9 protein-coding genes are annotated in these 13,668 nt (G+C 63.9%); all 9 read right to left on the reverse strand.

The window, feature by feature from the left end; genetic code table 11:
• Nucleotides 1–3: 3 nt before the first annotated feature.
• The 9 genes from C5F53_RS03075 to polA all read right to left on the reverse strand — a co-directional run bounded on the left by C5F53_RS03075 (nt 4) and on the right by polA (nt 13,572).
• A complete protein-coding gene (locus C5F53_RS03075; RefSeq protein WP_105259840.1) occupies nt 4–3,108 on the reverse strand; it encodes an efflux RND transporter permease subunit in 3,105 nt (1,034 codons plus the stop codon).
• 12 nt (nt 3,109–3,120) lie between these two features.
• The gene (locus tag C5F53_RS03080) at nt 3,121–4,338 is read right to left on the reverse strand and encodes an efflux RND transporter periplasmic adaptor subunit (RefSeq protein WP_105259841.1); all 1,218 of its coding nucleotides are present in this window, start codon (nt 4,336–4,338) and stop codon (nt 3,121–3,123) included.
• Nucleotides 4,339–4,385: 47 nt separating this feature from the next.
• Nucleotides 4,386–5,804, reverse strand: a complete 1,419-nt coding sequence (locus tag C5F53_RS03085) for an efflux transporter outer membrane subunit (protein ID WP_105259842.1) — start codon at nt 5,802–5,804, stop codon at nt 4,386–4,388.
• Nucleotides 5,805–5,854: 50 nt separating this feature from the next.
• Nucleotides 5,855–6,574, reverse strand: coding sequence for a CerR family C-terminal domain-containing protein (locus C5F53_RS03090; RefSeq protein WP_105259843.1), 720 nt, complete (start codon nt 6,572–6,574; stop codon nt 5,855–5,857).
• Nucleotides 6,575–6,657: 83 nt separating this feature from the next.
• The gene (locus C5F53_RS03095) at nt 6,658–7,035 is read right to left on the reverse strand and encodes a hypothetical protein (protein ID WP_105259844.1); all 378 of its coding nucleotides are present in this window, start codon (nt 7,033–7,035) and stop codon (nt 6,658–6,660) included.
• A gap of 24 nt (nt 7,036–7,059) precedes the next feature.
• A complete protein-coding gene (locus C5F53_RS03100; protein ID WP_105259845.1) occupies nt 7,060–7,887 on the reverse strand; it encodes a ZIP family metal transporter in 828 nt (275 codons plus the stop codon).
• Nucleotides 7,884–8,759 carry a dienelactone hydrolase family protein gene (locus C5F53_RS03105; protein WP_201740801.1) on the reverse strand — a complete coding sequence of 292 codons (876 nt, stop codon included), beginning with the start codon at nt 8,757–8,759 and terminating at the stop codon, nt 7,884–7,886. Before C5F53_RS03105 ends, C5F53_RS03100 begins: the two co-directional genes overlap by 4 nt.
• A 121-nt stretch (nt 8,760–8,880) precedes the next feature.
• Entirely contained in the window at nt 8,881–10,686 is a 1,806-nt protein-coding gene (locus C5F53_RS20655; protein WP_105259846.1) for a methyl-accepting chemotaxis protein, read from the reverse strand.
• Between the two features lie 69 nt (nt 10,687–10,755).
• Nucleotides 10,756–13,572, reverse strand: coding sequence for a DNA polymerase I (gene polA / locus C5F53_RS03115; RefSeq protein ID WP_105259847.1), 2,817 nt, complete (start codon nt 13,570–13,572; stop codon nt 10,756–10,758).
• Between the last annotated feature and the right edge of the window lie 96 nt (nt 13,573–13,668).

Consider the following 13,668-nt stretch of genomic DNA (forward strand, 5'->3'; position numbering starts at 1 on the left):
ACCTCAGTGCGACTCGGCCACCGCGGCCGGAACCGCTGGCACTGCGGGCTGGCGCAACACCAGGCGCTTGAGGCGGCCGACAAAGTGTTCGATGTCGTCCACGATGGTGAAGAAGCTGGGCGTGACCAACAGGCTCAAGATGGTGGAGGTGATGAGGCCCCCAATCACCGCCGCCGCCATGGGCGCGCGGAAGCTGTTGTCGGCACTACCCAGACCCACCACCAGCGGCAACATACCGGCCACCATGGCAATGGTGGTCATGATGATGGGGCGGGCCCGCTTGTGGCACGCGTCAATCAGCGCGTCAAAACGGGTCATGCCCAAGTCACGGCGCGCCATGATGGCGTACTCCACCAGCAAAATCGAGTTTTTGGTGGACACCCCAATCAGCATCACCAGCCCGATGAACGACGGCATGGACAGCATCTTGCCGGTGACCAGCAGGCCGATGAAGGCACCACCAAACGACAGGATCACCGCGGGGATGATGGAGATCGGGTGCAAAAAGTCCTTGAACAGCAACACCAGCACGATGTAGATACACAACACGCCCGTCAGCATGGCCAGGCCAAAGCCGGCCACCATCTCGGCCTGCACTTCGGCATCACCCACCTCCAACTGCTGCACACCGGCGGGCATGTTCACGATGCTGGGCAGCTTGGCCACGGCCTCGGTCACCTCGCCCAGCGGCACGCCAGAGAGTTCCACTTCAAAGTTCACGTTGCGCACGCGGTTCAGGCGGCTGATCACGGCGGGGCCTCCCGACATTTCGAGTGCGGCCACCTGGCTCAGCATCACCGGGCCCTTGACGCCGGGCACCATCAGGCGGCCCAGCAGCTCCAGGTCCTGGCGCGCATCGGTGTCGAGCTTGACGACGATGGGCACCTGGCGCTGACTCAGGTTGAGTTTGGACAGCGCCGACTCGTAGTCGCCCACGGTGGCGATGCGCAGCGTCTCGGCAATCGCGCTGCTGGTCACGCCCATGTCAGCGGCCTTGCCGAAGTCGGGGCGGATGGCAATTTCGGCGCGTGTCAGGCTGGCACTCGATGAAATGTTGCCCAGGCCCGGAATCTTGCGCAGGTCACGCTCCACGGCGGCGGCGGCTTGCGCCAGCGCTACGGGGTCTTCTCCCTTGAGGGCGAGCTGGTACTTCTCGCCCGAACCACCCAGGCCCACCTTGAAGCGGGCCCCTGGCAACTCGGCCAACGCGCTGCGCATCTGGCTCTCGATCACTTGTTTGACCGGGCGTGCACCGCGTTCGTCCAGCAGCACGGTAAGCGTGGCCTTGCGCACCTCGCTGGTGGAGCCGCCCTGGAAAGGATCCGACCCCACGGCACCACCACCAATGGTGGTGTACACCGTCTTCACATGCTCAACCTTGCCAATCAGGCTGCGCGCGTGTTCGGCCGCGGCATAGGTCTGGCTCAGGGTGCTGCCTGGGGCCAGTTCCACATAGACCTGGGTTTGCGAGTTGTCGTCGGGCGGAATAAAACCGCTGGGAATCAGGGGTACCAGGAACAAGGAGCCGACAAAAAATCCGATGGCCGCAAACATGGTGATCCAGCGGTGGCTCAGCGTCCATCGTGTCATGCGCAGGTACAGCGGCATCCACACCGGCTCTTCGTGCACATGGGTGGAGGGTTTCATGATGTAGGCGGCCATCATGGGCGTGAGCACCCGCGCCACCACCAGCGAGGCAAACACCGCAAACACCGCGGTCCAGCCAAACTGCTTGAAGAACTTGCCGACCACACCACTCATAAAAGCGGTGGGCAAAAACACGGCAATCAGCGCAAAGGTGGTGGCGATCACGGCCAGGCCAATTTCATCGGCCGCTTCCATCGCGGCCTGGTAGGGCGTCTTGCCCATGCGCAGGTGGCGTTCGATGTTTTCCACTTCCACAATCGCGTCGTCCACCAAAATGCCGATGACCAAAGAGAGCGCCAGCAGCGTCACGATGTTGGTCGTGAAGCCCATGTAGTTCATGCCGATGAAGGCAGGAATGGCCGATAGCGGCAGCGCCACGGCAGACACCAGCGTGGCGCGCCAGCTGCGCAGGAAGAACCACACCACAATCACGGCCAGCACGGCACCTTCGTACAGCATGGTCATGGAGGCGTCAAACTCCTCCTGCACCGGCGTCACAAAGTCAAAGGCCTGGGTCAGTTCCAAATCGGGGTGTTGCACCTTCAGCTCCGCCAGTGCCTTTTGCACGGCAGCGCCCACTTCCACTTCGCTGGCGCCTTTGCTGCGGGTAATTTCAAACCCCACCACCGGCTTGCCGTTGAGCAAGGCCAGGCTGCGCTGCTCGGCCACGGTGTCCTTGACGGTGGCCACCTCGTCCAGGCGCACGCGTTTGCCACTGGACAGGCTCAGCTCCAGGCGCGACAGTTCTTCCACCGTGGCCACCGTGGCCAGGGTGCGCATAGGCTGCTCGGAGCCACCCAGGTCGGCACGGCCGCCGGCGCTTTCGGTCTGCACCTGCTTCAGCTGGCGCGAAATGTCGGCCGCGGTAGCGCCCAGCGCCTGCAGCTTGATCGGGTCCAGTGCCACTTGCACTTCACGCGTCACACCGCCCACGCGGACCACCGAGCCCACGCCCCGCACGCCCAACAGCGCACGCGAGATGGTGTTGTCCACAAACCAGCTCAGCGCCTCGTCGTCCATGTTGCTGGAGCGGATGGTGAACGCCAGAATGGGCGCGCCCGACAGGTTCATCTTGCTGACGATGGGGTCGCGCACATCGCTGGGCAGGTCGCTGCGCACCTGCTGCACCGCGCTGCGCACATCGTCCACGGCCTCTTGCGTCGCCTTCTCCAGGCGGAACTCGGCGGTCACCGACACATTGCCGTCCGAGACGCGGGTGTAGATGTTTTTCAGGCCGGACAGCGGCGCAATGGCGTTTTCCAGTTTGCGCGCCACTTCGGTTTCCAGCTGCGCCGGTGCGGCACCGGGCAGGCTGGCGGACACGGTGACGGTGGGCAGCTCCAGATCGGGGAACTGCTGCACCTTCATGGCGTTGAAGGACATGATGCCGGCCAAGGTCAGCAGCACAAACAGCATGACCGCCGGTATCGGGTTTTTAATGGACCAAGCAGAAACATTCATCTGTTTTGCTCCTTATTTAGTAGCTGCTTGCGCAGTATTGGCGGTCACTACAGCCTCTTTTTGCTTGGAAACTGCCTTGGGCGCCTCCACCACCTTGACCAGATCGCCTTCGCTCAGGAAGCTGCCACCGGTGGCCACCAGTTTGTCCTCGGGCTTCACGCCGCTTTGCACTTCAATCTGGTCACCGACCACACGGCCGGTCTGCACCTTGAGCTGGGCAATGCGGTTATCCGCACCCACGCGGTACACATAACTGAAGCCATCACGCACCACCACCGCGGTCTGCGGCACGGTCAGCGCGCCGGAGCTGCCGAGTTCGAATTCACCGCGCGCATACATGCCGGGTTTGAACGCGCCCGGTGCAGCCTTGGCACCCACAGCAGCGCCCGTCAGGTCCACATACACCGTGCCGTTGCGCGTGGCAGCGTCCACCGTGGGCGCCAGCATGCGCACGCGGCCCTTGAGCTGCGCACCGCTGGGCGAGGTGACCAACACGTTGGTGCCCACGGTGATGCGGCCCAGTTCGGCCGAGGTGACTTCACCGCGCCACTCCAGGCGGCTCTGGCGGATCAGCTTGAACATCTCGGTACCCGCGCCCACCACGGAGCCGACCGAAGCGGTGCGTGAGGAAATAGTGCCGCTGTCGGGGGCCAGCAGTTGGGTGTGCTTGAGGCGCAGCAGCTGCGAATCGAGCTGGGCCTTGGCCGACTCCACGCGCGCCTTGGCGGTGAGTTCGGCGGTGAGGTACTGGTTGACCTGCTGGGCACTCAGGGCGCCGGTGCCCTGCACGGCGCGGGCGCGGTCGGCGTTAGCCAGGGCTTCGGCCGCATTGGCCTGCGCTTCAGACACCGCGGCGCGGGCCAGTGCCACATCGGCCTGCACACTCTCGGCCGCAAAGGTGGCCAGCACCTGGCCGCGTTGCACATGGTCGCCCACGGCGGCGTGCAGCTCCTGCACACGCAGGCCACTCACCTCGGTCCCCACGCTGGCTTCTTGCCACGCAGCCACGCTGCCATTGGCGGCCAGCTTGATGGGCAACATGCCGCTTTGGGCTTGGGTGGTGATGACGGTAAGCGAAGGCTTGGTGGCGGTGGCCGCGCCGGGTTTGGCCTCATCGGCCGCCTGGCTGCGGGTGGCAAACAGGCCCAGACCGGCCAGAGTGAGCAGACCGGCAGCCACCAGGCCCAGGGTCAGCGGTTGGAAGGAAAGGCGGTTCAAAAGACGGTTCATGGTGAGGTCTCGCTAAAAATCAATCAGACAAATGGTGTGTATTCGGGTCAGTTGGCGCTGGGCTCAAAACCGCCGCCCAGCGCGCGGTACAGCGCTACCCAGGCGCGGTTGCGCTCCAGTGCCAAAGAGAGCTGGGCCGACTGGGAGGCCAGCGCCGAGCGGCGGGCGTCTTCCAGCTCCACCAGGTTGGCCAGGCCCTGGCCATAACGCGACTGCGTGGCCGCCAGCGATTCGGCGTAGCCCTGGGTGGACACCTCGGAGTCCTGCTTGCGCGCATCGGTGCTTTGCAGGTTGACCAGGGCTTCTTCCACCTCGCGCACGGCCTGGCGCACCTTGGCGCGGTACACGGCCACGGCCTGGGTGTAGCTGGCCTCGGCGGCCACCACATTGGCCTTGCGCGCACCGCCATCAAAGATCGGCAGGGTCAGCGCCAGCGGGCCAAAGGACCAGGTGTCCAGGTTGGTTTCGGTGCCCATGCTGCTGTAGCGCAGGGCGCCCACATTGCCGCTCAGGGTCAGGCGCGGGTACCGCTGGGCCTTGGCGCTGCCCACCTGGGCACTGGCCACCACCACATCGCGCTCGGCGGCAAACACGTCGGGACGCTGGGTGAGCGTCTGGGCTGGCACGCTTGCTATCGAAAGAGGAGCTGCTTGCGCAGGTTTGGCGAGGGCCAGGGCCAGTTTTTGCTTCAAATCTGCTTCGGCTACACCGGTCAGCGCCACCAGGGCCTTGGTGTCAATCTCACAAGCCGCAGTCTGCTGGGTCACCCGGCTGCTGCCGTCTGCCGCGCTGGCGCGGGCCAGGGCCGCCACCGACGGTGCGGTGAAACCGGCCTTGGCGCTGATGTCGGCCAGGCGCGCCGTTTCCTGGCGCGAGGCCGCGTCTTTGCGCGCCACGTCCAGCAGCTGGTAGCAGGTGGACAGGCTGTAGTAAGTGTTGGCCACTTCGGCGGCCACAGCCACGCGGGCATCGTGCCACTGGGCCTGGGTGCCTTGCAGCTGGGCGTCGGCGGCCTTGCTCACGGCGCGGTTGGCTCCCACCAGGTCCAGCTCCCAGGCGGCTTGCAGGCCGACGGTCTGGGTGGTGGCGACGGGCACGTTGGGCTGGCTCACGCCGCGGCTGGCCGCGACCGAGGCATCCACCTTGGGCAACAACGCCGCGCCGGCGGTGGTGCGCTGGGCGCGGGCCGACTCCACCCGGGCCATGGCCTGCGCCACCGACGGGCTCACGGCTTGCGCGGCTTCGATCAGCTCCACCAGCACGGGGTCGCCCTGCTGCTGCCACCACTGGGCCAAACTGCCCACGGTGCCCTGGTGCGGCAAGGGCGCCTGCCACTGCGCGGTGACCGGGGCGTCCACCTGGGTGGCGGGCATGGTGATGGCGCAGCCGGAGAGTGCGAGCACACACGCCGACAAAACCAAACCAGAGAGGTGGCGGGGCGTGCCGCGCAAAGCAGGAAGTTGCATGGGGGTGCGTGGGTGCAAATGAAGTGCCATGGGGGTAGAGAGAGGTCGGGTTACGGTAAAGCGGCGGTGGACGACAGGGCCTGGCGGTGGCGCGCTTCGCCCTCCACCATGGACAAGGCTGCTACCAGCATGTGTTCGGCGTAGGCGTCAATCGCCGCAGGCGAGCCAATCAGCGCGGGGCGGATGGCCTGGATCACGTCGCTGCCCACATGCAAGATCATGCCCAGCCCGACGATGGAGAAGGCCAGGCGGTGCACATCGTCGTCGGCCTGTGTGACACCCAGATGGCGGCACAACATCTGCACCAGCGCCATGTGGGCGGGCTTGATGTTGTCGTCAATCTCGGCCTGCCACAGGCCGGTGGGCTCCAGCATCTCGCGGATGTGCAGCTTCATGCAGTTCTGCATGGCCACGCCGTTTTTCATGGGTTCGGTGAAGGTGTCCAGCATGGCACGCAGCGAATCCGCCAAACTTTGGTCGGGGTGGTCAATGCTGGCGGGCTCCACACTGGGGTTGCTGCGCGGGTCGGTGAACACGGCGCGGTACAGGCCGGCCTTGTCGCCAAAGTAATAACTGATGGAGGCCACATTGACCTGGGCGGCCAAGGCGATTTCGCGTGTGGACGTCTTGGCAAACCCCTTGTCGGCAAACAACACCAGCGCCGCATCGAGCAAGCGGGTGCGGGCCTCCTGGCCATCGCTGCGCAGCGGTTTGGGCGTGGCGCTGCCCACGGGAAGTGCGCTGGTTTCAGAATTCGGGGCAAGGGACATGCCGCGGATTCTAGCCAAATAAATCAAACGATTGATTTAACTAGACTCAAAAACCCTGTTTGAAAACCGGGATTTTTGCTGTTTCAGCAGGCGTAGGACTCGCGAAACCGGGGCTCCGCCACAAAGCGGCATTGCCATGCCTGTGCGGTGAGCTGCAGAACAGCGCCATTGGCAAAACGCAGATGGAGTTCGGTAAGGCCCTGCCCACCACCGGGCAGCGGCAAATGCGCGAGCGGCTGGCCCGCCAGGCTAAGGCGCCCTTCGGCGATGCGGCCCAAGGCGTGTGTGTCGTACTGCTGCACGTTGGTCTGCTCCAGGTCCAGCGCCACACCCAGGGCATAGCCCCAGTTGGAGGGCGCGCCCAGGGCCCGTGCCGTCACGGCAGAAAGGTGCAAACACACCCGCTCCCCCCGCTGCTGCACCTCGGCCAGCTCACTGTCTGCCAGTTGCCATTGCCACATCAGCAACCTGCGTATCGGTGTGCGCTAGTGCGCGTGGGCCAGGCCGCTGACCAGCGTGACCAGGGCAATGCCGGCCAACAGCCAGGCGATCTGCGCCGTGGTTTCGCGCGCGCTCAGGCGTTTTTGTAGCTGCGGAATCAGGTCGGCCAGTGCCACATAAATGAAGCTGCTGGACGCCACCACCAGAAAAAACGGCAGGTAGTCCTGCAACTGATCCACCAGCCAATAACCGGTGAACCCGCCAATGGCGGTAACCGCACCGGCCAAGGACACCTTGGTCAGCGCGGCGCGGCGGCTGGCGGTGCCAGCGCGCAAGACCACCAGGTCGCCCATATGGTGCGGCACCTCATGGGCCAGCACGGCCAGCGAGGCAATCACGCCCAGGCGCATGTCCGCCATAAACGCCGAAGCGATCAACACCCCATCGCCAAAACAATGCACGCTGTCCCCCGCCAACACCGCCCAGGCGCCGGCCGGGCGATTGGTTGCGGCATGCGCATGGCCGTGGTGATGGTGGTCGTGTGCCCCATGCCCATGGTCGTGGTCCGCCGAACCCACGTCTGCCGCGTGGTGGTGGTGCTCATGGCCGTGGTGCCACAGTTCGGCCTTGTCCAGCAAAAAGAAAAATACCAGCCCCACCAGCAGCACCAGGAACAGGTCCCGCGCACCGGCCTGGCTCTCAAAGGCCTCGGGCAACAGGTGCATGAAGGCCGTGGCCATCAAGGCCCCGGCCGCCAGGCTCAGCATGTGCTGGGTGTAGCGCCCCAGGGCGCCAAAACTCAGGGCGGCGGCCAGCCACACACTTCCAATGCCGGCCGCCAGGGTTCCCATCAAGATTGCAATCAGCGTCAAGCCACACCCTTCGCTTTGAACCAGGCCAAGGCGCGCGCAAAACCGTCTTCTGCCGCATCTTTGCGGAAGCTGGGGCGGTAGTCAGCATGGAAGGCGTGGGGCGCCGTGGGGTACACCACAAACTCGGAAGCCTGCGCCGCCGCATTGCCCTTGGCCGCGGCCAACGCATCCTTCATTTCATTCACGGTGGTCAGCGGAATGCCGCCGTCCTGGCCGCCGTACAGGCCGAGGACAGGTGCTTTCAGCGAAGCGGCCAGTTCCACCGGGTGTTTGGGATTCACTGCGTTGCTGGCACCGACCAAACGGCCATACCAGGCCACACCGGCTTTGACGTTTTTGTTGTACGCGGCATACAACCAGGTAATGCGACCACCCCAGCAGAAACCGGTGACAGCAACTTTCTTGACGTTCCCCCCGTTTTCACCAGCCCAGGCTATCGCCGCATCCAGATCGCCCATGACCTGGTCATCCGGTACCTTGGACACCACTTCAGCAATCAGCTTGCCAATGTCGGTGTACTTGGAAGCGTCACCCTGGCGGGCGAACAAATCAGGGGCAATGGCGAGATAACCGGCCTTGGCAAAACGGCGGCAGGTATCGGCGATGTATTCGTGCACACCAAAAATCTCTTGCACCACCAACACGATGGGCAGGTTCTTTTTGCCCTCCGGTGCGGCGTAATAAAAGGGCACCGTGAAACCATCCACATCAAAAATACCCTCTCCCGCGGCCAAACCGGTGGCGGGTGTCTTGATGGCGGTTTGCGCCATGATGGGCATGGCGGTGGCGGCATAACCCACGCCCAGCGCCGCCTTGAGGGCGGTACGGCGGGTGGCCCCGTCTTCGGTGGATTGACCGGGCAACAGGGACATCACTTCATTTTTCAAAGCATCGAGCACAGCATTCTCCTTGGGTTGAAACAGCGCAGCCCGCAGTGTAGGCACAAGCCTGATGCGGGTGCTGGCCGCGGGTCTTTGGCAGACCCTTGGCGTCTCAAAAAGTTTCCCAATCCTCGTCGCCACCGGCGGGCGTTACCCGGGTAGAGGTGTGGGGCACCACCTTGGCGGTGGTGTTGACAGGGGGCACCGGTTTTTTGGCGGCAGGCGCTTTGGCCGGGGCAGGTTTGGGCGACGCAGCCCGCGCGGCAGGGCCGGCATCAGCCGCGCTGCGGCGCTCTGGCCCCTTGAAAGGCGGCGCCTTGGAAGCCTGCGAACGCACCGGAACCGCCGCCAGCACCACCCCACGCTCGGAGGCAGCCCCCAACTTGAACACCGCCACCGCCTGTTTCATGCGGTCGGCCTGCTCACGCAGGCTCTCGGCCGCAGCGGCACTTTCTTCCACCAGTGCGGCGTTTTGCTGCGTCATCTGGTCCAGATTGCCAATGGCTTGGTTGACACCGGCAATGCCGGCACTCTGCTCGTTGGCGGCCGCCGTGATTTCCCCAATCACATCGGCCACGCGGCGCACACTTTGCACAATCTCCTGCATGGTGGCGCCCGCGTCGGTCACCAGCTTGGTACCGGACTCGACCTTCTCGACCGAGGTGCTGATAAGGCCCTTGATTTCCTTGGCCGCTTCGGCGCTGCGCCCGGCCAGGCTGCGCACTTCGCTGGCCACCACCGCAAAACCGCGGCCCTGCTCACCGGCACGTGCGGCTTCCACCGCCGCGTTCAGCGCCAGGATGTTGGTCTGAAAAGCAATGCCGTCGATCACACTGATGATGTCGGCGATCTTTTTGCTGCTGGCATCAATCTCTTGCATGGTGCTGACCACCTGGGTCACCACCTCGCCACCGCGCTGGGCTACGCTGGAGGCGCTGGCGGCCAGGCCGCTGGCTTGGCGGGCGTTGTCGGCGCTTTGTTGCACGGTAATGGTCAGGCCGTCCATGCTGGAGGCGGTGGCCTGCAGGTTGCTGGAGGTTTGCTCGGTGCGCTGCGCCAGGTCGTTGTTGCCGGTAGCAATTTCGGCACTGGCAATGGCAATGTTGTCGGTGCTGCTGCGCACCTGCGACACCATGCTGGCCAGCGACTCGTTCATGGCGCGCAGCGACACCAGCAGGGTGCCAAATTCGTCGGCGCGGTTGGTGGAAATGACTGAGCTCAAGTCGCCCTGGGCAATACGCGCAGCCAGGTCATTGGCCTGGGTCAGGGGCTCACGGATGGAGCGCACCAGCCAGGCGGTGCCCGCAAAAATCATCGCAATGATCACGGACAGCCCCACCATGATGCCCATGCTGTTGGCACCGCGGCGGCGCTCGGTGGTTTCCTTGACCTCGTTGAGCTGCTTTTTCTGCAGTTCCACCATCTCCTTTTGGGCCCCGATGTAGGCGGCCATGGTCGGCAGGTACTGCGCATTCATGATCTTCAGGGCTTCTTCCGCGTTGCCCGCCGTCTTGGCGTCGCGGGCCTTGGTGCGCAGGTCAATCACGGCCTTGCGCAGGTCCCCGATCTTCTTCATCTGCGCCTTGTCCGCCTCTGTGAGCGGCATGGCCTCGATCTTTTTCTGCAGTTCGCCAATCTGGGCACTGGTGGCGGTAATCGGGTCCTTGAACGAATCGTTCACCGCCGAACCTTCCGCCAGCATGATGGCCTGGTTGCGCGCCGCATTGGTCATGGTCAGGCCATTCCATTCGGTGGAGATTTGCACCAGCTCTTCCACCTGGGCCTGGTGCGCTCGCCCTTCCGCCAGAATGCCCGCGCTGCGCAGCAAGCCCACAATGGCCACCGCACAGATAGCGGCAATCACCAGCACAATAAATGCCCACAGCTTGGTGGCAATCTTCAGTCCATTGAGTCCCATACGTCGACCTCTTTAGTTTAGTTATTCGCTACAGTGCGGCGGGTGGGCGCCGCCAGCACATCGTCTACCTTAATGCGCCTTGTCCCAATTAGGGCCAACCCCAACCTCGGCCAGCAGGGGCACCTTAAGCGTCGCCACCTCGGCCATGAGGCGTGGAATCTCCGTCTTGAGCCAGTCCACCTCGGCCTCGGGCACCTCAAACACCAGTTCATCATGCACCTGCATGATCATTTTGGTCGCTTTATTCTGGCCGTCCAGCACCTGCTGCACCTTGACCATGCTCAACTTGATGAGATCCGCCGCCGTGCCTTGCATGGGCGCGTTGATGGCCGCACGCTCCAGCCCGGCCAGCAGTGCGCCTTTGGCGGTCTGGATGCCCGCCAGTTGCAGGCGCCGGCCAAACACGGTTTCCACATACCCCTGCTCTTTGGCCAGCGCGCGGGTGGACTCCATATAGAGCTTCACGCCGGGGTAACGCTCAAAATAACGCGCGATGTAGTTTTTGGCCGCGGTGTTGTCGATGCCCAAATTGCGCGCCAGGCCAAAGGCACTCATGCCGTAGATCAGGCCGAAGTTGATGACCTTGGCGTAACGCCGTTGCTCGCTGCTCACCTGGTCTACCGCCACACCAAACACCTCGGCCGCAGTGGCACGGTGCACGTCCAGGCCGTCATGGAAGGCGCGCAACAGCGCTGCGTCGTCGCTGATGTGGGCCATGATGCGCAGCTCGATCTGGCTGTAATCGGCGCTGGCAATCACGCTGCCTGCGGGTGCCACAAACGCCTCGCGCACACGCCGCCCTTCCGCGGTGCGAATGGGAATGTTCTGCAGGTTGGGGTCGTTGCTACTCAGGCGCCCGGTCACCGCCACGGCCTGCGCGTAGTGCGTGTGCACACGACCCGTGCGTGGCAGTGCCAGCAGCGCCAGTTTGTCGGTGTAGGTGCCCTTGAGTTTGGCCAGCCCCCGGTGCTCCAATAGCTTGGCGGGCAGCGGGTAGTCCTCGGCCAGTTTCTCCAGCACCTCTTCATCGGTGCTGCGTGCGCCGGTGGCAGTTTTCTTGACCACGGGCATGCCCAGCTTGTCGAAGAAAATTTCGCCCAGTTGTTTGGGGCTGCTCAGGTTGAAAGGTTGCCCGGCGATCTCGTAGGCCTCGGTCTCCAGCTGCAGAATGCGCTGCCCCAGTTCGTGGCTTTGTTTGGCCAGCGTGGGGGCATCAATCAACACACCATTGCGTTCAATACGGTACAGCGCCTCGCTGCTGGCGATCTCCAGTTCGTAGATGAAGGTCAGCTTGGCGTCGGCCGCAAGTTGCGGCCACAACGCCAGGTGCACATCCAGCGTCTGGTCCGAGTCTTCACACGAGTACTCAGAGGCCTTGGCAATCTCCACCTGATCAAAACTGATCTGGTTGGCGCCCTTGCCACACAGGTCTTCAAAGCTGATACCGCTGCGACCCAGGTGGCGCTCGGCCAGGCTACTGAGGCCGTGGGGCTTGTGCACTTCCAGCACATAACTCTGCAGCATGGTGTCGTGCACATAACCCTGCACCTCGATACCGTGGTTGGCGAACACATGGCGGTCGTATTTGATGTGCTGGCCCAGCTTTTTGGCCTGCGGGTTTTCCAGCCAGGGCTTGAGTTTGGCCAGCACCTCTTCGCGGTTGAGCTGCTCGGGCGCATCGGGGTAACGGTGGGCGACCGGGATGTAGGCGGCATGGCCCACCGCCACACTGAAGCTGATGCCCACAATCTCTGCGCGCATTTCGTCCAACGAGGTGGTCTCGGTGTCCAGCGCCACCAACTCGGCCACTTGCAGCTTGACCAGCCAGGCGTCAAAGGACTCCCAAGTCAGCACGGTGTCGTAGTTCAGGTTGCTGACGCGGGGGGCTGATTCCTCCGCAGGGTCGGCCGGCTCATCAAACAAGCCAGGTGCAGCGGCCGAGACTTTGGCAGCCTTGGGCGCTTTGGCCGCAGGCGCAGGGGCGTCGCCACCACTGGCGGCGCCGGCAGCCTTGGCCAGGCCCTTGAAGCCATATTTTTCATAAAAAGTGACCAAAGCCCCCGTATTCTCTGCGCCAACAGCTATTGAATCCATAGCAGGAAGGCCGGGCAACCAGTCCTTCAAATCACAATCGGTTTTGATGGTGAGCAGCGCGCGGCCCGTGGGCAGCCAGTCCAGCGTCTTGCGCAGGTTCTCGCCCACCACGCCGCCGATCTTGTCCGCGTTCTCCACCACGGCTTGCAGCGAGCCGTATTCCAGCAGCCACTTCACGGCGGTCTTGGGGCCCACCTTGGGCACACCGGGCACGTTGTCCACGGTGTCGCCCACCAGGTTCTGGTAATCCAGCATCAGGTGGGCGGGAATGCCGAACTCGGCCTGCACACCGGCCATGTCGCGGCGTTTGCCGTTCATGGTGTCGATGATGGTGATGCGCTCGTTGACCAGCTGCGCCAGGTCCTTGTCGCCACTGCTCACGATCACTTCAATGTCCTGCTGGGCGGCCATCACGGCGAGCGTGCCAATCACATCGTCGGCCTCCACACCGGGCACGTCCAGCACCGTCCAGCCCAGGTGGCGCACCACCTCGTGGATGGGCGCAATCTGGCTGCGCAGGTCGTCGGGCATGGGGTCGCGGTGGGCCTTGTACTCGGGGTAGATGGTGTCGCGGAACGTCGGGCCCTTGGCGTCGAACACACAGGCCACATAGTCGGCCGGCACTTCCTTGCGCAGGCTGTTCATCATGTTGATCATGATGCGGATGGCACCGGTCTTTTGCACCGTGCCATCGGGCAGCGTGATGCTCATGGTCTCGCCGCCAGCAAAGAAGGCGCGGTACAGGTAGCTGGAACCATCGACCAGCAGCAGGGTTTTACGGGGTTCGCTCATCCGGGTATTGTGCCCCCACGCAAGTAATGACAACCCCCACGCTCCGCCGCTGCGCGGGTCGCTGCCCCCCAAGGGGGCTAATTTGCCTTGGGGCGG

The sequence above is a fragment of the Rhodoferax sp. TS-BS-61-7 genome (genome assembly GCF_002943465.1).
In the GTDB taxonomy this organism is placed as follows: Bacteria; Pseudomonadota; Gammaproteobacteria; order Burkholderiales; family Burkholderiaceae_C; genus Allorhodoferax.

Coding starts and splice junctions, on each gene's coding strand:
- C5F53_RS03105 (WP_201740801.1), bottom strand. CDS start 8,759: ATGTCCCTGTTGCCCGGTCAATCCACCGAAGACGGGGCCACCCGCCGT.
- C5F53_RS03095 (WP_105259844.1), bottom strand. CDS start 7,035: ATGTGGCAATGGCAACTGGCAGACAGTGAGCTGGCCGAGGTGCAGCAG.
- polA (WP_105259847.1), bottom strand. CDS start 13,572: ATGAGCGAACCCCGTAAAACCCTGCTGCTGGTCGATGGTTCCAGCTAC.
- C5F53_RS03080 (WP_105259841.1), bottom strand. CDS start 4,338: ATGAACCGTCTTTTGAACCGCCTTTCCTTCCAACCGCTGACCCTGGGC.
- C5F53_RS20655 (WP_105259846.1), bottom strand. CDS start 10,686: ATGGGACTCAATGGACTGAAGATTGCCACCAAGCTGTGGGCATTTATT.
- C5F53_RS03075 (WP_105259840.1), bottom strand. CDS start 3,108: ATGAATGTTTCTGCTTGGTCCATTAAAAACCCGATACCGGCGGTCATG.
- C5F53_RS03090 (WP_105259843.1), bottom strand. CDS start 6,574: ATGTCCCTTGCCCCGAATTCTGAAACCAGCGCACTTCCCGTGGGCAGC.
- C5F53_RS03085 (WP_105259842.1), bottom strand. CDS start 5,804: ATGCAACTTCCTGCTTTGCGCGGCACGCCCCGCCACCTCTCTGGTTTG.